The 25,433-nt window shown below is 33.7% G+C and carries 21 protein-coding genes; 11 read left to right on the top strand and 10 right to left on the bottom strand.

Annotated elements, in window-relative coordinates:
* Nucleotides 1-132: 132 nt before the first annotated feature.
* The 3 genes from LXH21_RS01040 (at nucleotide 133) to LXH21_RS01030 (ending at nucleotide 5,124) form a co-directional block, all read left to right on the top strand.
* Nucleotides 133-393 (top strand): 7TM-DISM domain-containing protein, encoded by a 261-nt coding sequence (locus tag LXH21_RS01040; protein WP_239861953.1) that lies wholly within the window; start codon nucleotides 133-135, stop codon nucleotides 391-393.
* 238 nt (nucleotides 394-631) lie between these two features.
* Nucleotides 632-2,476: a response regulator gene (locus LXH21_RS01035; RefSeq protein ID WP_239861951.1), complete on the top strand. Its 1,845-nt coding sequence runs from the start codon at nucleotides 632-634 to the stop codon at nucleotides 2,474-2,476.
* Nucleotides 2,477-2,712: 236 nt separating this feature from the next.
* A complete protein-coding gene (locus tag LXH21_RS01030) occupies nucleotides 2,713-5,124 on the top strand; it encodes a hybrid sensor histidine kinase/response regulator (RefSeq protein ID WP_239861950.1) in 2,412 nt (803 codons plus the stop codon).
* A gap of 69 nt (nucleotides 5,125-5,193) precedes the next feature.
* On the opposite strand, the gene LXH21_RS01025 is transcribed toward LXH21_RS01030, so the two are convergent.
* Both LXH21_RS01025 and LXH21_RS01020 read right to left on the bottom strand, forming a co-directional pair.
* Nucleotides 5,194-6,702, bottom strand: coding sequence for an FMN-binding glutamate synthase family protein (locus LXH21_RS01025; RefSeq protein ID WP_239861949.1), 1,509 nt, complete (start codon nucleotides 6,700-6,702; stop codon nucleotides 5,194-5,196).
* Nucleotides 6,703-6,732: 30 nt separating this feature from the next.
* Complete coding sequence (locus LXH21_RS01020) at nucleotides 6,733-7,518, bottom strand: NYN domain-containing protein (protein WP_239861948.1); 786 nt, start codon at nucleotides 7,516-7,518, stop codon at nucleotides 6,733-6,735.
* A gap of 280 nt (nucleotides 7,519-7,798) precedes the next feature.
* On the opposite strand from LXH21_RS01020, the gene LXH21_RS01015 reads away from it, so the two are divergent.
* Nucleotides 7,799-8,593 (top strand): HipA family kinase, encoded by a 795-nt coding sequence (locus LXH21_RS01015; RefSeq protein ID WP_239861947.1) that lies wholly within the window; start codon nucleotides 7,799-7,801, stop codon nucleotides 8,591-8,593.
* Nucleotides 8,571-8,954, top strand: coding sequence for a DUF3037 domain-containing protein (locus LXH21_RS01010; protein WP_239861946.1), 384 nt, complete (start codon nucleotides 8,571-8,573; stop codon nucleotides 8,952-8,954). Before LXH21_RS01015 ends, LXH21_RS01010 begins: the two co-directional genes overlap by 23 nt.
* An 81-nt stretch (nucleotides 8,955-9,035) precedes the next feature.
* Here the strand turns inward: LXH21_RS01010 and LXH21_RS01005 are convergent, their stop codons facing one another.
* The 5 genes from LXH21_RS01005 to LXH21_RS00985 all read right to left on the bottom strand — a co-directional run bounded on the left by LXH21_RS01005 (nucleotide 9,036) and on the right by LXH21_RS00985 (nucleotide 13,628).
* Nucleotides 9,036-10,130 carry a DUF695 domain-containing protein gene (locus LXH21_RS01005; protein ID WP_239861945.1) on the bottom strand — a complete coding sequence of 365 codons (1,095 nt, stop codon included), beginning with the start codon at nucleotides 10,128-10,130 and terminating at the stop codon, nucleotides 9,036-9,038.
* A 154-nt stretch (nucleotides 10,131-10,284) separates the two neighbouring features.
* The gene (locus LXH21_RS01000; RefSeq protein WP_239861944.1) at nucleotides 10,285-10,503 is read right to left on the bottom strand and encodes a hypothetical protein; all 219 of its coding nucleotides are present in this window, start codon (nucleotides 10,501-10,503) and stop codon (nucleotides 10,285-10,287) included.
* A 16-nt stretch (nucleotides 10,504-10,519) separates the two neighbouring features.
* Nucleotides 10,520-10,876: an RDD family protein gene (locus tag LXH21_RS00995; RefSeq protein ID WP_239861943.1), complete on the bottom strand. Its 357-nt coding sequence runs from the start codon at nucleotides 10,874-10,876 to the stop codon at nucleotides 10,520-10,522.
* A 150-nt stretch (nucleotides 10,877-11,026) separates the two neighbouring features.
* Nucleotides 11,027-13,027, bottom strand: coding sequence for a DUF4962 domain-containing protein (locus tag LXH21_RS00990; RefSeq protein ID WP_239861942.1), 2,001 nt, complete (start codon nucleotides 13,025-13,027; stop codon nucleotides 11,027-11,029).
* A 148-nt stretch (nucleotides 13,028-13,175) separates the two neighbouring features.
* Nucleotides 13,176-13,628, bottom strand: a complete 453-nt coding sequence (locus LXH21_RS00985; protein ID WP_239861941.1) for a DUF1569 domain-containing protein — start codon at nucleotides 13,626-13,628, stop codon at nucleotides 13,176-13,178.
* Between the two features lie 492 nt (nucleotides 13,629-14,120).
* Between LXH21_RS00985 and LXH21_RS00980 the strand changes: the two genes are divergently transcribed.
* Both LXH21_RS00980 and LXH21_RS00975 read left to right on the top strand, forming a co-directional pair.
* Nucleotides 14,121-15,392 carry an aminotransferase class I/II-fold pyridoxal phosphate-dependent enzyme gene (locus LXH21_RS00980; RefSeq protein ID WP_239861940.1) on the top strand — a complete coding sequence of 424 codons (1,272 nt, stop codon included), beginning with the start codon at nucleotides 14,121-14,123 and terminating at the stop codon, nucleotides 15,390-15,392.
* Nucleotides 15,393-15,501: 109 nt separating this feature from the next.
* The gene (locus LXH21_RS00975; RefSeq protein ID WP_239861939.1) at nucleotides 15,502-15,981 is read left to right on the top strand and encodes a hypothetical protein; all 480 of its coding nucleotides are present in this window, start codon (nucleotides 15,502-15,504) and stop codon (nucleotides 15,979-15,981) included.
* A gap of 79 nt (nucleotides 15,982-16,060) precedes the next feature.
* Here LXH21_RS00975 and LXH21_RS00970 read toward each other — a convergent pair whose 3' ends face one another.
* Nucleotides 16,061-17,185 (bottom strand): GTP cyclohydrolase, encoded by a 1,125-nt coding sequence (locus LXH21_RS00970; protein ID WP_239861938.1) that lies wholly within the window; start codon nucleotides 17,183-17,185, stop codon nucleotides 16,061-16,063.
* A gap of 25 nt (nucleotides 17,186-17,210) precedes the next feature.
* The gene (locus LXH21_RS00965) at nucleotides 17,211-18,167 is read right to left on the bottom strand and encodes a transporter (protein WP_239861937.1); all 957 of its coding nucleotides are present in this window, start codon (nucleotides 18,165-18,167) and stop codon (nucleotides 17,211-17,213) included.
* 125 nt (nucleotides 18,168-18,292) lie between these two features.
* On the opposite strand from LXH21_RS00965, the gene LXH21_RS00960 reads away from it, so the two are divergent.
* Genes LXH21_RS00960 through LXH21_RS00945 form a run of 4 tightly spaced genes read left to right on the top strand, consistent with a single transcriptional unit; the run spans nucleotide 18,293 to nucleotide 23,873 of the window.
* A complete protein-coding gene (locus tag LXH21_RS00960; protein ID WP_239861936.1) occupies nucleotides 18,293-18,571 on the top strand; it encodes a DUF4834 family protein in 279 nt (92 codons plus the stop codon).
* Between the two features lie 48 nt (nucleotides 18,572-18,619).
* The gene (locus tag LXH21_RS00955) at nucleotides 18,620-21,061 is read left to right on the top strand and encodes a YfhO family protein (RefSeq protein WP_239861935.1); all 2,442 of its coding nucleotides are present in this window, start codon (nucleotides 18,620-18,622) and stop codon (nucleotides 21,059-21,061) included.
* A gap of 1 nt (nucleotide 21,062) precedes the next feature.
* The gene (locus LXH21_RS00950; RefSeq protein ID WP_239861934.1) at nucleotides 21,063-22,373 is read left to right on the top strand and encodes a glycosyltransferase family 4 protein; all 1,311 of its coding nucleotides are present in this window, start codon (nucleotides 21,063-21,065) and stop codon (nucleotides 22,371-22,373) included.
* 36 nt (nucleotides 22,374-22,409) lie between these two features.
* A complete protein-coding gene (locus LXH21_RS00945; protein ID WP_239861933.1) occupies nucleotides 22,410-23,873 on the top strand; it encodes an oligosaccharide flippase family protein in 1,464 nt (487 codons plus the stop codon).
* 21 nt (nucleotides 23,874-23,894) lie between these two features.
* Here LXH21_RS00945 and LXH21_RS00940 read toward each other — a convergent pair whose 3' ends face one another.
* Entirely contained in the window at nucleotides 23,895-25,328 is a 1,434-nt protein-coding gene (locus LXH21_RS00940; RefSeq protein ID WP_239861932.1) for an SDR family oxidoreductase, read from the bottom strand.
* Nucleotides 25,329-25,433 lie beyond the last annotated feature (105 nt).

Genomic DNA, 25,433 nt, shown 5'->3' with positions numbered 1-25,433 from the left:
CTACTCATCGACAGTTATTCGTATTCATATCGATATAATCTTTAAACATTTAGTTCCTGAATTACTTTTGCGCAAGCTAACCGCAATCTTAATAAAAAACCCTACTTTATGAAATTCATTATAGTATGACTGATGGTGTTTTCAAATAGTTATTCTCAATTTGTGATCAAGCAGAATAATTTGGTAAATGATATTGATTTACATCACTTTGCAACAGTGCTTAATCTTCATGATAATGCGATTACCCTGACTGATGCAATGGTTCAATTTGAAACTATAAAGTTTAAACTGCATCCTGTAGATCAAGAATATTTTGGTTTTTCGAATGATAATTATTGGCTGAAAGTAAACATACAAAATGCGACAGAAAAAACTTTAACGTACTTGTTATAAACGGGTACGCCGATGACCAAATTAGTGGAATTGTATATTGTTGATGAGAAAACCAAGAAAGTGATTAAAAAACGTATCAATTTCTAGCACGGAAAAAATATTAGATAGTAGCTCTATTCTTTTTGATTTCAATATTGCTTCAACTGCTAATCTTAGTTTATATATTCATTATAATTCAGGTGGTGGGGTCGTAGGTGTACCTATTAAATTGTATACGTATAAATCGTTTTACACGACTATGGCACAAAACATATTTTTTGATGGTTTGGTTTTCGGGCTTCTCATTAAGTTCTCCTTATTTATGTTGTTTTTGTATTTTGCAATGCGCAGTATTAAGATCCTTGTTCTGTCCTTCTTTATTTTATTTAGTGGATTTATTCCTTTTATGCTAGATGGCTATTTTATTAATTATTTTAATGCCATCTCTAGCACTCAAATTAATAACTTATTTTTATTGATTCTTATAATTACGGGTTTACTCTTGGCAAAATTTGGTAAACTTTCATTAAAAGTCAAGAAAAACAACCAACCATTGTATTTGTTTTTTCAGATATTTTATATTTTAAATATTATCCTATTCCCTATATCATGCCTTTTTCCTTATGATGCAAATGTCTTTTTGATGATCGCTACAACTTTCGGGTTTGTAATTTTTATTTTAATCGCAATAGGAATAATTATGAATAAGAAAGAAGGTCGTTCTTTAGAACTGTTTTTTGTTTTCGGCCTCGCTACGCTTATAACGGGATATATAACTTATAGTCTGAAGGTCTATAGCATTTTGCCTGCAACCGATTTAGTAAAAGAAAGTACAGAAATTAGTATATCGCTCACAATAATTTTATTTACAATAAAGGAGGTTCTTATTCTATTTAAGTTAAGGCAAGCGAAAGATAAATTAAGAAAAATGGCCTTGATTAAGGCTCAAGAAATGAAAGATTTAAAATGTTATCTTTTCTGTAATATAAGTCATGAATTACGAACTCCATTAAATGTAATAACGAATTTTAGTAAATATATTTCTGAAAAAACTACCGATAAGGATATTATTGATAAATGCGAAAACATTCAAAACTATTCCGGAATTTTATTAAACTCAATTGATGATATTTTGGATTTTACTAAATTGGAGAAGAACGAGTTAAAAATTGAAAATGTAATCTTTAATCCTTTAAAAACTTTAATGGTCATAAAAGAAGGTGCGCAAAGCCGTACTGAGGAGAAAGGTTTACAATTTAATTTTGTTGCGTCTAATGATTTCCCCAAATTTATTTCTGGCGATGAAAAAAAGTTTGTACAAATTATCAATCATGTGATAAGCAACGCTATAAAATTCACTGCAGAAGGAGTAATTACTTTTGATATTTCATCTCATTTGATGAAGGACGGAAGAGCACAAATATCTATCCTAATTATTGATACAGGAGTCGGAATAGAAAGTGATAAAATGGACAGTATTTTTGATTCTTTTTCTCAATATAAAATAGATAATAAAAGAAAGTTTGGAGGATTAGGATTATTTCTAGTTAGAGAATTGGTAACTATGTTAGACGGTAAATTTTCTGTTCAAAGTGAAATAGGTAGAGGAACCAGCTGTAAAATCATTCTTGATTTTGATATAGTAGAAGTCGATGAGCAGGTAGTTGAGAAAAATAAGGTTATGGAGTATGATTTGGGTGGTAAAACAATCTTGGTAGTTGAAGACAATAAGATGAATCAGATGATTATTAAAATGATTACTAAGTCATGGGAAAATACAAATGTACTTTTTGCAGATAATGGGGAGGAAGGTGTGAAAGCTGTTAAAAATAATAAAATTGATTTAATTCTAATGGACCTTCAAATGCCCGTTATGGATGGGTATGAAGCCACCATTGCTATTAGAAGTGGTGAAGCTGGCGCTGAAAATAATGATATACCAATCATTGCGGTTACTGCAGATGTTATGGAAGTTACTAAGTTGCGAGTAATTGAGGTTGGCATGAACGATTACTTGTCAAAACCTATCGACAAATTACTTTTATATAAGACTGTGTCCAAGTGCCTAAATATACAAGGTTTAATAAATGAAGTACTAAAATGACAAATAGATTCTTAGTTCTAATAGAGGCGAATTAAACCATAATGATAGTAAGCTTTGTCTAATTAATTGTAATATTTACTTTATAGTGGTCAAATTAATAAATTTTGAACAACGTCAAGAATCGAAATTTAGTATCTTGTGTTTTTAATTTTAACTTTAAATTATATGATGTTTACTTTTTTTTAAATCCGTACGTACTTTTTTTTCGTAAATGTATTAAATCCTAAATAACTACTATGCAATTATTTTACCCCAAGTCTAATTGTAATGCTGTTATACTGTTTTTTTTCATGTTGTGTTTTGCGACGTCTCAATCTCAGTATATTATTCAACAAGATGCTATTCCTCAAAAGGTTTCACTTCAAAACTATGCTTCTGTCATCGATGTAGGACAGAAAAAAATTTCTATCAAAACCATTATAAAAGATTTTGATACTTATAAGCCAACTGATTTAAAGTCAGGATCTGACGATTTAGGTTTTACTGACAATTACTGGTGGAGCAAAATTTCTTTGCAGAATGCAACCACTGAAACTCTCGATTATTATTTTGAAACAGCGCGCCCTATTACTGATAGAGTAGAGTTGTACGTTATTGATAAACAAGATGGTACTATTGTTAAATCTGTAAGTGGTGACAGAATGCCGTTCGATAAAAGGGATTACTCTAGTCACAAAACTATTTTTAAACTAAAAGTAAAACCAAAAGCAAATTTAGAATTATACCTTCATTTAAAGAGTGATGGTGAGGTGATAAAAATGCCATTAATTTTAACTAGTGCTGACCGCTTTAACGATGACACCGCTTTTGAGCAATTTATTTTCGGAATATTTTACGGAATTCTCTTTATAGCTGCAATCCTTTACTTCTTCTTCTACTATGCAGTTAGAGAGCTTACATTTGTATATTACAGTCTTTACGTATTCTTTGTCGGAATGATGCAGTTGTCGTTAGATGGTTACTTCTATAAATATATAGATCCAAGTGGTGGGTGGATTTCGCAACACGCTGTTCTAATTTTCGCCATGGGAACTGGAGTTTTATTAGGTAAATACAGTGAAGCATTTTTAAGAATAAGACAACATAATCAATTCATATATAAATCATTTCGAGTACTGTATTTATTTGCATTTTTGCTTATACTCTTTATTCTTTTTATTCCAGCAACCTTGTCATATTGCTACCCCATTGCAAATGTTATTGGGTTTTTAATATTGGTGCTTATTATTAGCGCTATCATATCCTTGATGCGTAAGAAAGTAAAAGTAGATGCCTTTTTTGCAACTGGTATTTTATTTTTAATCTCAGGATTTGGAATTTTCATTCTTAATAATTTCGGTTTGCTTCCCAACACTTTTCTAATTCAAAATAGTTCCAAGTTTGGTACTGGACTTGAGGTGATATTTTTATCACTATCTATGGCTAATTTAATTCGAAATTTAAGGAACGAACGAAATGAATTGAACCGCGTAGCTTTGGTTCGGGCGCAAGAAATGAATGATTTAAAAACGTATTTCTTATCAAACATAAGCCATGAATTGAGAACACCGCTCAACGCTATTATGAATTTGATTGACTCTGTTTCAAGTGAAGTCATCGATGAGAGGATAAAGAAAAATTGTCAGGTAATCAAATATTCATCGCATAGCTTACTGAGTTCTGTAAATGATATTCTGGATTTTTCTAAGATCGAAAGAAAGGAAATTATAATGGATAAAGTAAATTTTAGTCCGCTTTCTGTAATAGAACAAGCAAAAAATAATGCTGAGCTAAGAGCAAAGGATAAAGGCTTGGAATTTATATTTAAGAAAAGCGGCACCTTTCCTGAAATGATTTGCGGTGACGAAATTAGGTTGGTCCAAATAATTAATAATATTGTAAGTAATGCTATAAAATTTACTTCTGAAGGTTTTGTGAAATTTGAAGTGGAATCACTACCTAAATCAAAAGGTCAAGCTAGTTTAATCCTCACTATATCTGATTCTGGAGTTGGAATCTCAAAAGATAAAATGGATACTATATTTGATTCTTTTACGCAACATAATATTGATAACAAACGAAAATTTGGAGGTTTAGGATTAGGACTTTATATCGTGAAAACTTTGGTTAATATGCAAGGAGGAACAATTTCACTGAATAGCTATGCTAATAAAGGAACTTGCTGTGTAGTAACCTTAGATTATGATGTTGTATCTGATGCGAAGATGGAAATTGTTACAACAAAACCTTTGACTTACGATTTAGAAGGAAGGACTATACTTGTAGTAGAGGATAATTCGATCAACCAATTAGTAATTAAAATGCTATTGAAAAAGTGGGAAAACACCAAATTTGTATTCGCTAATGATGGTGAGGAAGGATTAGAGATCTTAAGAAATCAAACTATCGATATAATTTTAATGGATTTGCAGATGCCGATTATGGATGGATACGAAGCAACAACGGCAATTAGAAATGGTAAAGCAGGTTTGCTAAATAGTAATGTACCTATAATTGCAGTAACCGCAGATGTTATGGAAACAACAAAACAGCGCGTATTTGAGATAGGAATGAATGACTATCTCAGTAAACCAATTAATAAAGAGGAACTGTATCAGTCAATTGCTAAGTGTTTGCAATTAAACTCATGTAAAGAAGTTTCAGCTTAAATACGTAGTAAAATATAAATCTGCTTGCATTTAATCAAAATAATAGATTGAATGTAAGCAGGTATTTTTTTAAAGTGATGTATGTTTTGATAAATTGTCAGGGAAATACAAATCAGATAAATGATTGAATTCGTCACCTCTCATGAAAATATTTATATCTACATCATCAAAAGTAGTTTTTCCGGTCGCAGCAAGTAGCTCATTTGCAGAATGAAGCGTATTTTTATGAAAATGATAGACTCTGTCTGATTTATCGCCAACAACTAAACCTTTCATCAGCATTTTATCTTGAGTCGCTACTCCAGTTGGGCATTGGTTGGTATGACAACGCAATGCTTGAATGCATCCAAGAGAAAACATGAATCCTCTTGCGCTGTTACATAAATCGGCACCAAGGGCCACAGCATGCAAAATAGAATAGCCCGAAATGATTTTTCCGCTTCCAATAATGCGGATTTTTTCACGAATATTTAAATTGATCAATGTCTTGTTGGCAAAAATAAGTGCAGGTTCAAAAGGCATACCTACACCATCAGAAAATTCTAAAGGAGCCGCTCCTGTTCCGCCTTCTGCACCATCAATTGTAATGAAATCTGGATAACAATCTGCCAGAATCATCTCGTGACATACATCTTCAAATTCTTTACTATCACCAATACACATTTTAAATCCAATAGGTTTTCCATTAGACAATGTTCGCAATTCAGCAATGAATGAAATTAAACCTTTTGCGTCCTTAAATGCATTGTGTGATGGTGGCGAGAAAATAGTGATGTTGGGATCAACACCTCTTATTTTTGCAATCTGTTCTGTGTTTTTTGCAGCTGGTAACACACCACCGTGTCCTGGCTTAGCACCTTGCGATAATTTTATCTCAATCATCTTAACATTGGGAAGGTTGGCCTTTTCTTTAAATTTTTCAGGATCAAAATTTCCGTCAGGAGTACGACAGCCAAAATAACCGGTACCAATTTGCCAAGTTACATCACCACCTTGTAAATGAAAATCAGTCAGACCACCTTCACCTGTATTGTGATAAAACTGTCCTTTATGAGCACCAATATTTAATGCTTTAACAGCATTTTCGCTAAGCGAACCAAAGCTCATAGCAGATATGTTTAGTAAAGAGGCACTGTATTTTTGTTTGCAATGCGGTCCACCAATCCAGACGCGAGGAAGCTCTTCGTTTACCGTCGCGGGAAAAATTGAGTGTTTGATACCCTCATAACTACTTTGATTCAGATCCAACTGGGTACCAAAAGGAGTATTTGCATCAATATTTTTGGCTCTTTGATATACTAGAGAACGTTGGTTTCTAGAAAATGGTTTTCCATCTGTAGAACGCTCGATAAAATACTGCTGTATTTCTGGAGCAATCATTTCAAACAAATACCGAGCATAGCCCAAAACAGGAAAGTTTCTTAAAATGGCATGTTTTTTCTGTACTGTATTGTAGAATCCTATGATCAAGATAATAGGCAACACTATAAGCAGTAAAAAACCTAATTTTAAGTAATAGTAAACCAATGCGGTAATGATAAAAAGTATCAATCCGTAAATAAAAAATTGCTTTCTCATGTTTGAAATATAATTTTGGAGTGGACTAAATTAGTTTATTTTTAGTCGAACGTAAACGTGCTTAATTCCTTTTTTATCAGAGTCTCTTTCGTCTATTTCTAGAATATCTGTTAGCGACTTCAACATAGGAGTAAGTTTAGAAAAACCATAATTTCTTGGGTCAAATTCTGGTTTCTTCTTAACAATTAAGTTTCCTACATCTCCTAGAAAAGCCCAACCGCTATCATCACCAATGTCTTCAATAGTATCTTCTATGAGGTCAATAGTTTGAACATCAATTGTGTTTAAAGTTTTTGGAGGTGCTTGTTTTTTAGCATTTATAACAGAGGAATTGTTTGACGCGCTTGGTTTCTTGGTCTTCTTTTTGATCGCACCATCCAGCACTTCGATATAAACAAAACGATCACAAGCTACAATAAAAGAATTAGGAGTTTTTTTCTCTCCTATTCCGATAACTTTCATTCCAGATTCGCGTAGTCTAATGGCTAATCTTGTAAAATCGCTGTCGCTAGATACAATACAAAAACCATCCACTTTGTACGAATACAGCAAATCCATTGCGTCAATAATCATGGCAGAATCTGAAGAATTTTTTCCTACTGTATAACTATACTGTTGAATGGGAGTAATGGCATGCTCTAGCAAGACACTTTTCCATCCATTAGCATTTGGTTTAGTCCAATCGGCGTAGATACGTTTTGTAGTTGGAGTACCAAATTTGGTAATTTCTTCCATCATACCTTTTACATTACTGTAAGGTACATTATCTGCATCAATAAGGACAGCAAGTTTTAATTCTGGGACGTTTTGTGACATTTTTTTGATTATGAATGATGCTCAAAGATACAGGAATATAATCAAGGACAAAAGTTAATTATTTCTTAGCAGATAGCGTATACTTTCTAAAAGCCATACTTTTTTCACGATCATCGATCAGTTATTTTTTATGAATTAAAGAACGCAGAATTTTATATTTTATTCGAATAGTATAATTAGGCATTGAATAATTTTCAATAATCTTTGAATAAAAATGATTTGAGAAGTTTCAAATTCCATTTTTCTTATTTGTAAGTTTGTAATTCAATAAAATCTGTATATGAAAAGTGAATTTAATCTTCGTACCGTTAATGTAACTCGGTATATCATACCTTTGAGAGAAGGAGGTTCTTTGCCTGCATTGGCAGAGGCTGATGATGATTTTAAATATGTACTCAAATTTAAAGGTGCAGGTCACGGAGTGAAAGCTTTGATTGCGGAGCTAATTGGTGGCGAGATTGCACGGGCTTTAAAATTGAGAATGCCTGAGCTGGTATACGCCAATCTCGATGAAGCTTTTGGTCGTTCTGAAGGTGATGAGGAAATTCAAGATTTATTGCAAGGCAGTCAAGGGTTAAATTTGGCAATGCATTTTTTATCGGGTGCTATTAATTTTGATCCCGTTGTGACAACTGTTGATCCACTATCTTCTTCTCAAATTGTATGGCTGGATGCTTATATTACCAATGTTGATAGAACTTTTAGAAATACAAATATGTTAATTTGGCATAAAGAATTATGGCTTATAGACCATGGTGCTTGCCTGTACTTTCATCATTCGTGGACCAATTGGGAAAAACATGCTCAGAGTCCGTTTGCGCTGATCAAAGATCACGTTTTGTTACCGCAAGCAAGTCAATTGACAGAAGTAGATGCCGCTTTTAAAGTTATATTGACAGATCAAATATTGACAGATATAGTAAACCTTATTCCAGAAGATTGGTTGCAATGGGAAGATACAGAGGAGAGTCCGGAAGAGTTGCGCTCGATTTATTTGCAATTCTTAATTACGCGATTAAAACATTCAGAAATTTTTATTAAGGAAGCCCAAGATGCACGAGAAAAACTTATATGAGTACGCTGTGATTCGTGTTTTGCCTAGGGTAGAGCGCGAAGAGTTCCTAAATGTAGGGATTGTTCTGTTTTGTAAAAAAGCTAAATTTATTAAAGTCCTCCATAAAGTTCCTGTAGATAAAATACTTTCCCTTTCTATCGAAGCTGATGTAGAACAGATTCAAAATAATATTAATGCTTTTGAAAAAGTTGGACATGGATTAAAAGACGGTGGACCTATCGGATTGATGGATATTCCATCACGTTTTCGATGGCTTACTGCAGTTCGTAGTTCTGTTATTCAAACCTCTAGACCCCATTCTGGTTTGTGCGATGACCTAGAAGTCACAGCACAACGACTGTTTGATGAATTAGTTTTATAACTTTATTTCAAAAGAATTATTGGTTGTGCTAATTATTTACTTCTAGTTAATTGTGAGATTGCTGTCTGTCAAAGGTATTGTTTAGTTCATTCTAAATCTTTCAAAAGATTGCCAATATTTATCTTTATACAAATCATAATTTATAGCAAGTTGACCATCATATTTCTTTATAATTTGATCTAAAACTTTAGAGGGATTTCTAAATTCTTGACAGGCAAAGTAAATCTCTCTCGAATTATCGGCAGTTTGGCGACCTATGTTGAGGTAGCCTTCAAAATCTTTTAATTGATCCATTATTTCATCTTCCATTTGGTTCATGAGTTCGTAAGTAGTTGTATCTGGCATACCGTTGTTACTATTTCCGTCATAGTTAACCATTACTTGCAAAATCCAAGGATGCGACGCTTTGCTGTCCCATTCTAAGAGCGTTGCATTTATTGTTGCAATCAAAAAGTTTCCATTATCTAACTCAGCTTCCAAACTTGAAAAGCTGTCGTTTTCTGTGTTATATCGCAGTCCTTCATATTTCTCAATAAATTCTTTTTCTCGCCATATAAGGTAACTTTGTAGTTTTGCTATCGGGATTAATTCTTTTGTCGCTTCATCTTTGCCAATAACGACAGCATTATCAATTGTGGTGACCGATTTTAATTCTCCCAAATAATTATCAAGAAATACAAAAGAGCCGTTTACAATGATGGTTTGATACTCTTCTTTGTAGTCGTGGTAAACGATTACGATATCTACTTCGTCTGGTTGGTTCGAATGTTCAATGGGGTAGAAGGACAGGTTCTCATTATTAAAAGTAAAGTCAGCCATTTTAATACTTAAATTCTCGATTGCTATTGCTGATTTTAATGCAGTAAATTTCCAATTATGGAGTGCAGGAGCTGCATTTACGAGTTCTTCAATAAAAAGAATATTTTTCAACACGCCATCTGGAGTAAGTACAAGATCGACAACGCCTTCCTTAGAAATTCCAACTACGTAATAAATTCCGGGTTTAAGCTCTTCTAATTTTGGAGAAAGTTTATCAAAGAATTCATTTTCTGTATTCTTTCCACTCTTTACAACAGAATAAAACTTTTTTTCGTTTGCAGTAAACCAATTCCAAAAATCTTTATGATCTCTTAACTTGGTTTCTTTTGTATTAAATAGTTGTTTGAAAAAACTCATTTTGTATTTTATTTGGTTGTACAATATATTATAAACTAATGTAAAATTTAAATAAAAACGAATCAAAATTATTGCTAAAAAAAAAGACATAGCTTTAAGGCTATGTCTTTAGTTTAATTTAAAATGTCAATGATGATAAAAATCACCTCAGACGTTATTGTGCTGGTTTGTAAATTGCTCCTGTAGCAAAATCAACAATTAATGATGGAGCAAATAGAACGATATCGGCAATTAAAGCTCCAATTCTTACTTGTCTTTGTGGCTCACCAGCAGCAGGTTTTGTTTTTTGTTGCTCTGTAACTTTTCCTCCGAATACGGTTGCACAGCTAGTCATCATTAATGCGGCAAATCCGATTGCAATTGTTTTTTTCATTTTTTTTAAATTTAAATTATACTCGTGTTACTATTGTTTTTGAAAGTTTGTCGTGAATTCCGTTTACTACAAATAAATAAGATAAAAAATCGATTGGTATTAGTCTAGTCACTGTTCTTGCTACAATTTTAATAAAAGCAGGTTTCTCACCAGTCATCGCATCGACTACTTTTGTTTTGGTTACCATCTTACCAATAGTTTGCCCAAACACAGATTCCAATATTAAATAATAAAAGTAGTAAAAAACAATCATAATGTACCTTAGTGTCTTTTGATCGATAATGTCACGTAAAATAATTGCGGCTAACAACACCAATACAAAGAAAATAAGGGAGTCAATAATAAAATTATAAAGTCTTACACGTTTTTTCATAATTTGAGTTGGTAGGTGAGGGCTGCAAGAATACAGCAGTTTTTCTTAATTTCAAAGTTGATATTCAATTTTTACTGCTTTTGTTTTTAGATCAATATATCAAATTTAAAAATCAAACTTGTAATGTCTTACTAATCAATAATGAAAGGTTTATTTCTCTTTTTTAATATTCAAATTTATTATAAATTTTGTTTTAGTTACTTTCTCTTTTGTTGAAATGGCTAGTTTTTTTCCTCTTTCTTCTTCTCCTCCTTTATCAACAAAGCCTGGTTTTCCTGGTGCCGTTAACACATTACTGTCCATTTTTGTTTCAACAGATTTAGGGACAATAATCGCTGCGACTAAACTCGTTTTTGTAGGTTCAAATTCAAAAGTGGTATCTGTCAGCTGTTTGATAGTAGTGTCGGCATGTAATAATGAAGTGATTATTTTTGGTGAATTGGTTTCGATATTATCCGTTATTGTAAAGCTTCCAGGAGCTGTAAATTCAAAATTACGAGTAAACTTCTTAACGCCTATTGCAGGCTCATATGCAGCTGTCACATCTGCCAAAATAAAAACCTTATCGGCAGTCAATTTTGCATTAATAATTCTTATCTTATTTAACCGCTCATGAGGAATACCATAAAAAACATCATGACCAGCGCCTTCATTATTTTGTCCTTTACCGTCAAATAATAAAGTATTGTGACTTTGGGTCATGGTAAGGCCTTCGTAACCAGAATCACCTGTTAGATATTTTCCATCCGCCCAGATGATAAAACTTCCTGCGTCTGGATGTGCATGACCGTTATTTAATCTCCATTCTGGAAATTTCTCTTGTTTTTTTATAACCGAATGACCTTCTGGAGGACTGCATTTAAAGGAGAATGCCGTTGCATCGTCATTCCAACTTGAACGCCAAAAAATAACATCATTATCTTTAAAATAATGCCAAGTAGCTTGTTGTTCAATTGGAGTAGCTTCTATAGTTGGATTAAACCAAATGAACGACCACATTTCTTCGGCGCTGACTTGACCTTTGTCTTTTAACCATTTTGCAACACCTTGTATCTCTTTACTCTTATATTTTGTAGCAAGTTGATATAGTACATTATAACTAGATTGAAAATGGCCGTCTATGCGTTCGCGATCATAGTCTTCGCTCTGCTTGGTTCTAGTGAGAACACCAGTATAAGTATCTCCGTAATCAAAGTAAAAATCAGCTCCAGGTAATGTAGTATGTGCGATGTATTTGTGGATTAACTTTAAACCAGGTGCAGATTCGTATAAGTTTTCTCCCGTGGCGTGTAATTGTGCATCCATGTAGTGAATAAGCCATGGTGTTGCAAATATCCAATATTCAACACCTTCATAATAAAAACCGTCCTCAGAATAAGTTCCCAAAACACCCTCAAAAGTAGCTCGTGACAGTGCTGCCCATTCGGCTGCTTCTGGTGTTTCTCCCGCAAGTGCATAAGCAGCTACAGCCAAACCAGTCATTGGGATGTAGGTGTGGTTTTGACTATAAGCAACGGTTTTGCCAGGTACTGGTTTGTTGAAATCGTACAATAATTTTGCTTGCCTTATAAGTTTTGCTTTGTATTTTTCACGTTCTGCGACCGTTAGATCATGGTATAATAAATCATAACCCCATCCTAGACCGTACAATAAATGCCCTGCAGCCAAATCAACATCGGGTTTGTTGTATTCATATCCCCAAACATTGTAAGATAACGCTACATCCATGTATTTTTTGGCGGCATCTAGGTATTTTTTTTCTCCCGTAATTTTGTAAGCAAGAGCTGCTTCCGGAATTCCGAGTCCAACTTGATTTTGTACTCTACGCTCTTGGGCAGGCGCCGGTGCCGGCTCTAGGGTCAATGCTCGAACTCTACTGAGGGCAGTTTCCCAAAGTTCTTTTTGCGATTTGGTTTTGTCTTTTAAGGCATCAATTTCTGCTTGCATCAAAAATACTCTAGGATGAACGCCTTTAAGTTCCTCTTTTAATGACGAATTTGTGGTCTTCATTAATTCAGCTAGCGGGTTGGCACCATTTAGTTTTTTATTAATTGCTTGCTCAGCCTCTAATTCTTGGGTATCTTGAGCAAATGTAAAACTCGAAATAAATAAGGTCAAGAGAAAAGTGGTAATGGATGTTTTTGTAATCATAAATTCTACTATTTAATGTTTCACTTAAATGATGGTTAGTTAATTTGCTTGTGGCATTAAATATAGATTAATTATCTCACATTTTATAGATTAAAGTAGTGCACCTAAAATTGATTGCGTTTTTTGGTAAATCGAAATGAAAAAATTATTAAACTCCAAATTGTCTCAAATGGTGGTCGAAATGTTTCCATTGTACAATTGCCCATTCTTCGGGGGTTAAATAACCAAAAAAGGAATGAGGTTTAGTTGTGCATTTTACTGTTCCTCCCCCACAGAATTCATTTAAAAGCGTAATTGCTTTTGATTTTTCTTGTTCGAAATTTCTAAACTCTGTGACGATGTAATTTTTATGTGTTCGCCTGTTTATAGAAAATTCTTTAGTGCTAGTGTATCTTTTTTTAAACAGTGGCCCGATTAACCTTCCTAGAAATAGTCGCCTGGGATGGTTAATATCTAGAGATGTTTCAAGAAAAGTATTTAAATGACTTAACATTTGCGCTACATCCATTGTGCCCCATAAGTGTTGAGAATTTATTGATAAATATTCGATTCTAATGAGAATTTCTGATAGGTCAGTTCTATTGTGCAAATTTTTCCTCATGTGTTTGCTTTTACTATAGCGATTAAGACGGTGCCAATTTATAAAAAATTGCTTTATCATAGGTGTGCAAAATACTAATGTAGTTTATGATGAAATAGTTTTTATATGTATGTAATTATGAGGGGAATTGAAACTGATAAAACAAAAGGATTGCAAAATACCGTTCTATTATATTATTTACTTCCTCTTTTTACTTAGGTATTGTAATCATTTATAATGTGAACTACATCTTTTTTTGTTACCAACCGGATATAAGAGAAGCGTAAAAAGTACAATTTTAATAATAAATGATGATTCATCGTTAGAAAGTCATAGCCCAGATAGGAGCGGCATCCTTTTATTTTGGCGTGAAGCGGCAGCGAAAAGTCAAAATAAAAGATAAAGCAGATAGCTGGAAATAGCTCCAAAAAAATAAATGGTGTTATAAGGCGGTAATAAAATATAAATAATTATTTTTGCAAACGCTTAAAATTAAAATTATTACTAGATATTATGGTAAAAGATTTATTCGAAAGAATTCAAAACAATAAAGGTCCCTTAGGAAAATGGGCTTCACAAGCAGAGGGTTACTTTGTATTTCCGAAATTAGAAGGTGATTTGGGACCGAGAATGAAGTTTCAAGGGAAAGAGGTTTTGAACTGGAGTTTGAATGACTATTTAGGTCTAGCAAATCATCCTGAAGTACGTAAGGCAGATGCTGATGCTGCTTTGGAATTTGGTGCGGCTGCCCCGATGGGTGCTCGTATGATGAGCGGTCACACAAAATACCACGAACAATTGGAAAATGAATTAGCTGCTTTTGTAATGAAAGAATCAGCTTATTTATTGAATTTTGGTTATCAGGGAATGGTGTCTATTATTGACGCTTTGGTAACTAGAAATGATGTTATTGTTTATGATGTTGATGGTCATGCTTGTATTATTGATGGTGTACGTTTACACAGCGGAAAACGTTTTACATACAAACACAATGACATCGAAAGTATGGAGAAAAACCTGCAACGTGCAACGAAAATTGCATCAGAAACAGGTGGTGGAATTCTTTTTATTACCGAGGGTGTATTTGGAATGCGCGGTCAACAAGGTAAGTTGAAAGAGATTGTAGAGATGAAAAAGAAATACAATTTCCGATTACTAGTTGATGATGCACACGGATTTGGTACACTTGGTAAAACAGGTGCTGGAGCAGGTGAGGAGCAAGGAGTACAAGATGAAATTGATGTTTACTTCTCTACTTTTGCAAAATCTATGGCCAATATTGGTGCATTTGTTGCTGCAGATAAAGAAATTATTGATTATTTAAAATACAATTTGCGTTCGCAAATGTTTGCAAAAGCATTACCAATGATTCAAACAATCGGTTCTTTGAAACGTTTGGAATTGTTGCGTAATCATCCTGAGTTGAAAGACAAACTTTGGGAAAATGTAAATGCATTGCAAAACGGATTGAAATCTAAAGGATTTAATATTGGTGATACAAATACTTGTGTAACTCCTGTATATTTAGAAGGAAGTGTACCAGAAGCGATGGTAATGGTTAATGATTTGAGAGAGAACTACGGTATCTTTCTTTCAATTGTAATCTATCCTGTAATTCCAAAAGGAATTATTTTATTGCGTGTTATTCCTACTGCATCACACTCGTTAGCTGACATTGATCTTACTTTAACTTCATTTGAAGCTATTCGTGAGAAATTAGTAAACGGTACTTATAAAGAAATTGCAAGTAAAACTAAAGTTGATTTAGACGCTGCTGAATTATAGGTTTATGTAGCTCCTTTATGGGAATTATATAACAAAAGCCATTCATTGTATGAATGGCTTTTGTGTTTAATGGCTAATTTTGTTTTTATAAACCATAAAATAATAAACCATGAAAACCTTATACTTATTTTGCAGCGTTGCTTTTATAACCATCTTGACATCTTGCAAGAACAATAATGAACAAGAGTTAGTTGTTGCACCTATCGCTACAGAGCCGGCACCAATGGAGACTACAACTAAAGAATGTTATCAAGCTATTATAGAAAAAGATACCATTACACTTACTGTAGATGTAAATAGTATCAACGAGTTTACAGGTGAATTAAATTATTCATACGAACAAAAAGATAAGAATTTTGGAACTCTACTTGGAAATGTGAGAGGCGATACCATTATTGCCGATTATACTTTTCAATCTGAAGGAAAGACATCTGTTAAAGAAGTAGTGTTCCTAAAGAAAGACGCAAATACCATTTTGGAGGGTTATGGTCACACAGTGGATATGAATGGTAAAGTAGCATTTAAAGACAAAAGCAATTTGAAATTTGATGGTAACGTAGTTTACAATAAAATTGCTTGCAAAGAATAATTTTGAACTAGAATAAAGTCAGAAAATCCATTAGTCTTGACTAATGGATTTTTTTTATGTGTAATTATAGAAGTAGATATTATTTGGTAAGGTCTTTTCTAAATGTCTTTCTACGACAAGTAATTTTTGGATCGAAATTTTTCCAAATGGCGTGAATTGCATGATTGTCTGCCAATTCTGGTGTACGTATGCAATTTTGAATTCCCTTTTTTGTGAAAGTAGTATGGTATTCTTTAAAGATAATAGCGTGAGCACCCTTGCTTTGGTAATCCGGATGAACGCCAATCAGGTAGAAGGTAACATCTTTACTGTTTTTTCGAGCATTAAGTAAGTGGTAGAAACCAAATGGAAACAATTTCCCATCGGCTTTTTGTAACGCTTTAGAAAAGCTAGGCATCACAATTGCAAAAGCCACTAGGTTCTGATTTTTATCTTCAACAAATTTGATATACTCTGGATTGATGAAGCTGATGTATTTCTTCTTAAAATATTCTTTTTGCACATCTGTGATCGCTACAAACGAAGACAAGTTAGCATAAGATGTGTTAAACAAGTCAAACATTTTATCTACATAAGGTAAGACATCTTTGGTCTTTGTAAAGTTAAGTTCTTTTAACTGGTACCTTCTTTTAACTAATTCTTGAGCTTTGTCAAAATAGTCAAGTTTTACATTCGCAAAAGGGAATTTACTTTCGATATATTCCTTTTCTTGTACATAACCTAGTTTCTCGAAATGAGTAGCATAATACGCATGATTGTACCAAGTAACCATTGTTCCCAATTCGTCAAACCCTTCTGTAAGTACTCCGACTTTATCTAAGTTAGAAAACCCCATCGGACCTTCGATATATTCTAAATTGTTTTTGCGTCCTAGTTCATACACTTTTTCAAGCAATGCTTTGGTTACTTCAATATCATCAATAACGTCAAACCAACCAAATCGTACTTTGCTTTTCTTTTGATTATTTACCTCTTCCCAATTTACAATCGCTGCAATTCGACCTACTATTTTATTATCGCGCTTAGCAACATAAAAATAAGCTTCAGCGTTATCAAATGCTGGATTTTTTGTTTTGTCAAAAGTTTCTAATTCATCTGCAATGATTGGTGGAATCCAGAACTCATTGTCTTTGTATAGTTCAAATGGAAATTTGATATAAGCAGTTAGTTCTTTTTTAGTTTTTGCTTCTTGAATAGTAATCATGTAGTTGTATGTAGATTGTTTTTTATTACTCTTTTTTAGCTTCGGCTGCTTTCTTTGCTGCTTTCTTCGTCGCTTTTGAGCTCGTTTTTTTTCCGCTCTGCTTGTCTAGCTTGATATGTACTTCTTTGTAATTTGCATCATATCGCCATGAAACTCCAACACCACCATAAAGAATAGATGGAGTCGTTTTTAAACTAGAACTGATAGAAGCGTCGACTTGTAAATTATTATTGATCAAATAAGCTGCACCACCGCGTACGATCGCATCACTATAAAAATCACTTTTAAAACCTTGATTTTCAATAAATCCCGACCATTTTTTGTTGAACCCTCTTGTTAATGTAAGTACATAACCATAGCTTGGATATTCTGTGGTAAGGTAATCAGCAATAACATTAGTAACAAATACCCATCTTCCATCACCAAAATGATTTTGAGTAATCAACATAACTTTTGGAGAGATGCTCGACTCTGGTGAAAAGGAGTATGGATTATCTGAGAACGTAAAATTAGCACCGACAAAAACAGATACTGCAGGTACAAGCTGACGCCAGTTGAAAGAATGGTTCGCTTTCCAGCTATAGATATTTACTTTCTTTTCATAATTTTTGAAAGGATCATATACTAAATACTTTGCTCCAAACACCGTTTGCTTAAGAGCTGATTTATTAGTACTAATCGTCTGAGTTAAAAATGTCTCATTCTGATATTGTAGTTCCGCAATAAATTCTAATTCTTCTAATAACGCTCCGTAGCGTAATGTGAGATCCACACCAATACCATTGGCATCGTACTCGAGTATGCTGTGATTTTCCTTGATACCGTAAACACCAGATTCAACCTGAAAAATCGATTTTCCCACTGCAAAAGCAGACATTGATTTACCAGGTCTGTTAGAGTTTATTTCGTCAGTAAATTGTCCATAATGAACCAAAGGAAATAAGGTAAAAGCCAGCAGAAAGGCAATTTTTAATTGGTGCATAGCATTATTTTTAATTGTTTAATAGCTTCGAGAAATTCAAATGTACTATATTTTATCATTAATTTAAGGACGATAGTTTAATTTTGACCGTATGATTTGCTAATTTTGTACAAAATTAATCAATTATGGAAATAGCTTCTTTTACAGGTTTTATAAGAACTTTATTTTATATTATCGCTTTTTACTATGTTTTTAAATTTTTGGTAAAGTTATTTTTGCCTTTGGTCTTAAAAAAAGTAGTAGAAAAAGCGGGCACAAACTTTAATCAACAACAAAGACCACAAGAGCCTTCTTGGAATAAAACGCAATCAAGTAACGATATTTACTATCAACCTACGACGTCCAAAAACCCTAAGGAAACTAAAAAAGTAGGGGATTATGTGGATTATGAAGAAATAGATTAAATTTGCTCACAAATATTTCGAACAACCACCTATAAATACGCTCTAACATTGAAAATTATACAGAAGTTTTATCCGCATGTACTTGCCATATTTGGTTTTATCCTTGTTTCACTAGTTTATTTTTATCCTGTTCTACAAGGAAAACAAATTTTTCAATCTGACATAGCCCAATATACGGGTATGGCCAAGGAACAAAACGATTTTAGAGCTTCAACTCATACAGAACCTTATTGGACAGACTCTGCTTTTGGCGGAATGCCTACATATCAACTAGGTGCAAAGTATCCGCATGATTACATAGGAGCTTTGGATGATGCTATTCGATTTCTACCACGCCCTGCCGATTATTTGTTTTTATATTTTCTAGGTTTTTACGGTCTATTATTGGTCTTGAAAATTGATCCGCTCAAAGCTTTTTTTGGATCCATTGCATTTGGATTTTCAACTTATCTTATTATCATTTTAGGAGTTGGTCATAATGCCAAAGCACATGCTATTGGTTATATGCCACTGGTAATTGCTGGTTTGATTATGGTGTACCAACGACGATTTATTGTTGGTGGTTTGCTTACCTTATTTGCTGCCGCATTAGAAATCAATGCCAATCACTTTCAAATGACCTATTATTTATTGATATTTTCATTGATAATTTCAGGTTATTATACCTATATGGCTTTCAAGTCTAAAGAGTTACCTTCATTAATACAATCATTCGGGGTTTTACTAGTCGCTGGAATTTTAGCTATTGGAGCCAATGCTACCAATTTATTGGCTACTTCTGAATATGCTGATTTTAGCACAAGAGGTAAGAGTGAATTAAGTTTTAATCCAGATGGTTCTCCTAATACAAGTTCAAGTGCGTTGTCTAGAGATTATATAACCGAATACAGTTACGGACTTTCTGAGAGTTTTAATCTTATTGCGCCACGTCTCTTTGGAGGTTCTAATAATGAAAACGTAGGTACAGATAGTAATATGTACCAGTTTATGATATCCAAGGGTGTGCCTGCTGACCAAGCAGCTGATTTTGTATCGGGAATGCCAACCTACTGGGGTGATCAGCCGATTGTAGCTGCGCCTGCATATATTGGTATCGTGGTCTTCTTTTTGGCGGTATTGGCTTTGTTTATAGACAAGAGAAAGATTAAATACGCTTTCTTATCGGGAGCAGTAGTAGCCCTATTACTTTCATGGGGAAAAAACTTTCCGATATTGACAGATTTTTTTATTGATTATGTGCCTTTGTATAATAAGTTTAGAGCAGTATCGTCAATTCAGGTGATTCTTGAACTGTGCTTTCCGGTACTTGCTATTATGGGATTGCAATCTTTTTTCACATTAGATAAAAAAGAACAACAGTACGGACTTATCAAAACTACATTAGTAGGTATTGGCTTTATTGCAATTTTATTTTTGTCTAAAGGGTTGTTTCAATTCTCAGGAAGTAGTGATATCTACTTTATGGAATCGTACGGTCCAGATTTTGTAGATGCGTTGAAGGTTGATAGAAAGAGTTTGTATAGTGCAGATCTTTTGCGTTCTGGATTTTTTATATTAGTAGTTGCTGGTATCTTCTGGATGGTTATCAAAAACAAACTGGCTCAAAATACAGCGATTATATTGGTAGGGTTGTTTATGGTTGCTGACTTATTTTTTGTAGATAAAAGATATGTTGCCGCGTCAGATTTTGTAAGCGGTAGAGAAGTGGCAGTTCCTTTTCAAGAAACCCCTTCAGATATTGAAATTTTAAAAGACACTACGCACTATAGAGTTTTTGAGGTGAGTGGTAATTTTTCTAGTGCAAGAACATCATATTTTCATAATTCGGTTGGTGGATATCATGCCGCCAAACCTAGAAGAATGCAGCAATTGTTTGACTATCAAATTTCAAAAAACAACATGCAGGTTTTAAACATGTTGAATGTAAAATATGTGATTCAAACGGATAAAGAAGGAAATGAATTTCCAACAAGCAATCCCAATGCAAATGGTAATGCTTGGTTTGTTCATGATGTTAAGCTGGTAAACAAGGCCAATGACGAAATGAAGTCTCTAGAAAAGTTTGACACGAAAACGGCTGCAATTTTTAATATTCAGAAATACGGTTCAAAATTTAAGAATGCTCGTTTAAAAAGAAATCTAGATACTACAGGAACAATAGCGCTGAATGTGTATAAGCCTAATTACTTGAAATACACAGCTGAAACATCAAACGAAGGTCTAGCTGTATTCTCTGAGATTTACTATGAAAAAGGATGGAATGCCTATGTTGACGGTGAATTGACCAGTCATTTTCCTGTAAATTATGTACTTAGAGCTATGATGGTGCCAGCCGGAAAGCATACAATCGAATTTAAATTTGAGCCTCAAGTTATTAAAACAGGTAGCACGATTACTTTAATCAGTTATGCATTTATTTTCTTATTGTTGGTCAGTGGTGTTTACTTTGAAAGAAAACGTTACCTAAGCTCGAACGAAGGAAATAAATAAGATGGAAAATTTCGTTTCTGGAAAAAAAGAGCTAAAGAAGGTGCTTATTATCACTTACTATTGGCCGCCTGCAGGTGGTCCAGGTGTACAGCGATGGTTAAAGTTTGTCAAATACCTACCTGATTTTGGTATTCAACCAATAGTCTATATTCCTGAAAATCCGACCTATCCTATTGTAGATCAAAAGTTGGTAAGTGAAGTTTCTAAAGAGGCAATTATCATAAAACAGCCTATTTTTGAACCCTACCAATTGGCCTCATTTTTTTCGAAAAACAAAACCAAAAAGATTAGTTCGGGCATTATTCCGAATAAAAAGCAGCAGGGTACATTAGATAAAATCTTATTATGGATTCGTGGTAATTTATTTATTCCAGATGCAAGAAAGTACTGGGTAAAACCTTCTGTGGCTTATTTAGAAAAATACATTCAAGAGAATAATATTGATACCATTGTAACATCAGGTCCACCACACAGCTTGCATTTAATTGGTCTTGCCTTACAACAAAAGTTAGATGTTAAATGGTTTGCCGATTTTCGTGATCCCTGGACCACTATAGGTTATCATAAATCGTTGCGATTGTCAAGTTTTGCTGCCAAAAGACACAAGAAGTTAGAACATCAAATACTAAATGCTGCGGACCAAATTATTGTAACGAGCAAAACCACCAAAACCGAATTTCAAACGATTACCAAGCGACCAATTGAGGTAATTACAAATGGTTATGATAACGAATCGGTTGCCAATCAAATATTGGACACAAAATTTAGTCTAGCACATATTGGTTCTTTTCTATCAGAAAGAAATCCTACTATCTTATGGGAAAGCTTGATCGAATTAATCGCCGAAGTTCCAGGTTTTGATAAGAATCTCGAAATTAAATTGATTGGTGCTGTCAGTCAGGAGGTGTTAGAAACAATTTCGAAAAAGGGATTAAATACTTATTTGAATAATTTAGGATATGTATCTCATGATGAGGCAATTATGCATCAAAAGAAATCGCAAGTTTTGTTACTTATCGAAATAGATTCTGAAGACACCAAAAGTATTATTCCAGGGAAACTATTTGAATATATGGTATCCAATCGACCAATCATAGCCATTGGACCACAAGATTCAGATTTTGCTGAAATTATAAGTGCAACCAATACTGGAGTATTTTTTAGATATACAGAAAAAGAGAAATTAAAAACACTAATTTTGACCTTTTATAATCAGTTTTTAGAAGGTAAATTACAATCAAATGGAGTGGGTTTACAAAAATATTCTAGAAAAAACTTAACGAAAGAATTGGTCACAATTCTTAATCAATAACAGCACGCAACGCCACTTGGCAAGCATACATAAAGCATGGGAGTAGTATTAAATCAGTCGTTAAAGAATACCATAATTACGTATTTGGGTTTTGGAATAGGAGCTATAAATACTTTGTATTTATATCCAGTTTTCCTCGGTGCAACCTACTATGCAGTTACCAATTATGTGTTATCTGCTGCCAACGTGATTATGCCTTTATTTGCAATTGGCATGCAAAACACCCTAGTTAAATACTATTCTCAATATAAAACGGAAGAGGAACGGGAACGCTTTTTGTCCTTTACAGTCCTTTTTCCTTTGCTTTTATGCATTCCTTTGGGACTTATTGGTTTGTTCTATTTCGATACAATCATCTATTTTGTGACCAAGAAGAATCCTGTAGTTAAAGAATTTATTTGGTTGATTCCGTTTGTGGGATTATGTATGGCTTATTTTGAAATTTTTTATGCATGGGCGCGTGTGCACATGCACTCGGTTTTTGGGAATTTTATTAAAGAGGTTGGTCTACGAATCTTTTCATTCTTTGCAACGATGGCTGTTTATTTCGAATTAATTACACCTATCGAGTTTGTTTACATTACAGCAGCGATTTACTTTCTTGCCTTGATTGTTACCATGTGGTACGCTTTTCGAATTAAAAAGCCCAATTTTCAATTTGTTATTCCAGTTAATGTAAAGGAGATTTTAGAATACACTTTTTATATTATTCTCTCGGGTAGTGTTGCCAATTTGCTACTTGATGGCGATAAATTGATGTTGAATCAATATATGAAAATTGATAATATAGCATACTATTCTGTTGCCACTTATATTGCCTTAGTAATTTCTGTTCCTAGTCGCGCGATGCATCAAATTGTGTATCCTATTACAGCCAAATTAATGCATGAAGACAAACATGACGAGTTGAATAGCTTGTACAAAAAAACGTCTATCAATTTACAAGTCGTAGGTGGTTTTGTGATGTTGTGTATTTTTGTAAACATCAATCAATTGTACCAAATTGTACCCGAAGAATACAGTGGTGGAATCGGAGTTGTTTTCATGATTGGACTCTCTAAATATTTTGATTTAATTTTAGGAAATAATAATGCCATCATTTTTAACTCAAAATACTACCGAATGGTTTTGTTTTTGGGATTGTTATTAGTGTTTTTGACCGTGGTACTTAATATGTATTTTATTCCGAGATACGGTATTACGGGTTCTGCTTTTGCTACTTTGTTATCGATTACTTTATATAGTTTGGCCAAATTACTTTTTGTTGTGAAACGTATGGATTTATATCCTTTTTCCAAACAAACGATATCATCGATCATTTTGACTGCAATACTCTTTGTAGCTTTTTATTTTTGGGAATTTCCGCTGTATCCTTTAATCGGAATTGCTTTAAAATCAATAATCGTTACAGTAGTGTATTTGTACCTGAATTATAAATTTGTGATTTCGACCGAAATTAATGGTGTGATTGATGGATTACTTAAGAAAGTGAGAAAATAGTCGACGAGCGTAAAATATTTTTTATTTTACTGATTGTTCCACTTTGGTAAGCGCATTTAACATTCCTTCAAATATAAAACCATGGAATGGGAGTACGGCATACCAATAAAGTCTTCCAGCAAGTCCTAAAGGTCGAAAGGTTGCTGTTTGAGTTAGTTTATTGTCTTCAATTTTAAATTCAAGCCAAGCTTCACCAGGTAATTTCATTTCGGCATAAAGCAAAAGTCTACCTTCTTCTTTGTCTGCATACAAAATACGCCAGAAATCGAGCGCATCACCTACATTAAGTGCATTAACGTTTGTACGTCCTCGACGTAATCCTACGCCACCAACAATTTTATCCATAAAGCCTCTCGATTTCCAGAGCCAATTTCCGTAGTACCAACCGTTCACTCCACCAATACTCCATATTTTATTGATGGTAGCCTCACGATTAATAATTGCTTTTTTGCGACGGTCAATAAAACAGCCGTGCGTAGGCACATTAATAAAATCGGATATTGCCATAGTATTTCCACTACTCACATAAGCATCTTTCCAACTAGAAATAATGGAATTGCTATCAATTTTAAGAAATGCTTTTTTTAGAGATTCTCTGTAGGTTAAGGCCTCAATACCTAATATGTTGTTTAAGTCATGATTTCTGCAAACGACTTCAATTTTCATACTATCTACTAGCGCAGAAGCTAGTCTGTAAGAGGTTGATGTAACAAAATACAGCCAGTAGGAAGATAGTTTTGGCGTCATTACAGGAACAATCACGATGCTACGTTTTAAATTACGGACGTCTGCAAATTCCAACAACATCTCTTTATAGGTAAGAATATCTGGACCACCGATATCAAAATTTTGATCGAAAGTTTTGGGGTTGAAAATAGTTTTGGTTAAAAATAGAATAACATCAGTTACACCTATGGGTTGACATTTGGTCATCAACCATTTGGGCGTAATCATGAAGGGTAACTTTTCGACCAAATCTCGAATGATTTCAAAGGATGCACTACCCGAACCAATTATAATTCCTGCTCTAAGCGCTGTAAAGTGGTATCTTCCTTTAGCAAGTATTTCTTCGACATTTTTGCGCGAGGATAAATGAGGTGAAAGCTCAGATTCATTGACTATTCCGCTCAAATAGATAACATGTTGTACGTTGGTTTTATCTAAGGCTTTGCAAAAATTAATAGCCGATTGTTTTTCTAAAGTTTCATAATCTGAAGAAGCAGACATCGAATGCACTAGGTAGTAAGCACCATCAATGTCTGCTGGGATTTTTTCTAACGATTTGGGACTTAAAAGGTCTATTTCGATAATCGAAATTTTACTCTTGATCGATGCAGGAGGATTAAATCTTCTTGCATCGCGCACACAACAGATCACCTCGTGGCCAGCTTCAATTAAAGCGGGTAATATTCTTTTTCCGATGTATCCAGTGGCGCCAGTAAGTAAAATTTTCATGGTGTAACTATTTTATGATGTGTGAGTTGGAAAAGTAATCCCTTTAATTATAAAAACATTTTAATTCGAATGAAACAAAAGAATTGTAATCTAGACTAGTAAGCT

Origin of the sequence: Flavobacterium algicola, from assembly GCF_022399565.1 — a bacterium.
Taxonomy (GTDB): Bacteria; Bacteroidota; Bacteroidia; order Flavobacteriales; family Flavobacteriaceae; genus Flavobacterium; species Flavobacterium algicola.
This window is presented reverse-complemented; position numbering and strand designations above follow the sequence as displayed.

Excerpts from the sequence above, each read along its gene's own strand:
- LXH21_RS00990 (WP_239861942.1), bottom strand. The coding sequence starts at position 13,027 with ATGATTACAAAAACATCCATTACCACTTTTCTCTTGACCTTATTTATT.
- LXH21_RS01000 (WP_239861944.1), bottom strand. The coding sequence starts at position 10,503 with ATGAAAAAAACAATTGCAATCGGATTTGCCGCATTAATGATGACTAGC.
- LXH21_RS00985 (WP_239861941.1), bottom strand. The coding sequence starts at position 13,628 with ATGAGGAAAAATTTGCACAATAGAACTGACCTATCAGAAATTCTCATT.
- LXH21_RS00940 (WP_239861932.1), bottom strand. The coding sequence starts at position 25,328 with ATGAAAATTTTACTTACTGGCGCCACTGGATACATCGGAAAAAGAATA.
- LXH21_RS00945 (WP_239861933.1), top strand. The coding sequence starts at position 22,410 with ATGGGAGTAGTATTAAATCAGTCGTTAAAGAATACCATAATTACGTAT.
- LXH21_RS00960 (WP_239861936.1), top strand. The coding sequence starts at position 18,293 with ATGGAAATAGCTTCTTTTACAGGTTTTATAAGAACTTTATTTTATATT.
- LXH21_RS01020 (WP_239861948.1), bottom strand. The coding sequence starts at position 7,518 with ATGTCACAAAACGTCCCAGAATTAAAACTTGCTGTCCTTATTGATGCA.
- LXH21_RS00965 (WP_239861937.1), bottom strand. The coding sequence starts at position 18,167 with ATGCACCAATTAAAAATTGCCTTTCTGCTGGCTTTTACCTTATTTCCT.
- LXH21_RS01005 (WP_239861945.1), bottom strand. The coding sequence starts at position 10,130 with ATGAGTTTTTTCAAACAACTATTTAATACAAAAGAAACCAAGTTAAGA.
- LXH21_RS00975 (WP_239861939.1), top strand. The coding sequence starts at position 15,502 with ATGAAAACCTTATACTTATTTTGCAGCGTTGCTTTTATAACCATCTTG.
- LXH21_RS00980 (WP_239861940.1), top strand. The coding sequence starts at position 14,121 with ATGGTAAAAGATTTATTCGAAAGAATTCAAAACAATAAAGGTCCCTTA.
- LXH21_RS00970 (WP_239861938.1), bottom strand. The coding sequence starts at position 17,185 with ATGATTACTATTCAAGAAGCAAAAACTAAAAAAGAACTAACTGCTTAT.
- LXH21_RS00950 (WP_239861934.1), top strand. The coding sequence starts at position 21,063 with ATGGAAAATTTCGTTTCTGGAAAAAAAGAGCTAAAGAAGGTGCTTATT.
- LXH21_RS00995 (WP_239861943.1), bottom strand. The coding sequence starts at position 10,876 with ATGAAAAAACGTGTAAGACTTTATAATTTTATTATTGACTCCCTTATT.
- LXH21_RS01040 (WP_239861953.1), top strand. The coding sequence starts at position 133 with ATGGTGTTTTCAAATAGTTATTCTCAATTTGTGATCAAGCAGAATAAT.
- LXH21_RS01030 (WP_239861950.1), top strand. The coding sequence starts at position 2,713 with ATGCAATTATTTTACCCCAAGTCTAATTGTAATGCTGTTATACTGTTT.
- LXH21_RS01010 (WP_239861946.1), top strand. The coding sequence starts at position 8,571 with ATGCACGAGAAAAACTTATATGAGTACGCTGTGATTCGTGTTTTGCCT.
- LXH21_RS01035 (WP_239861951.1), top strand. The coding sequence starts at position 632 with ATGGCACAAAACATATTTTTTGATGGTTTGGTTTTCGGGCTTCTCATT.
- LXH21_RS01015 (WP_239861947.1), top strand. The coding sequence starts at position 7,799 with ATGAAAAGTGAATTTAATCTTCGTACCGTTAATGTAACTCGGTATATC.
- LXH21_RS01025 (WP_239861949.1), bottom strand. The coding sequence starts at position 6,702 with ATGAGAAAGCAATTTTTTATTTACGGATTGATACTTTTTATCATTACC.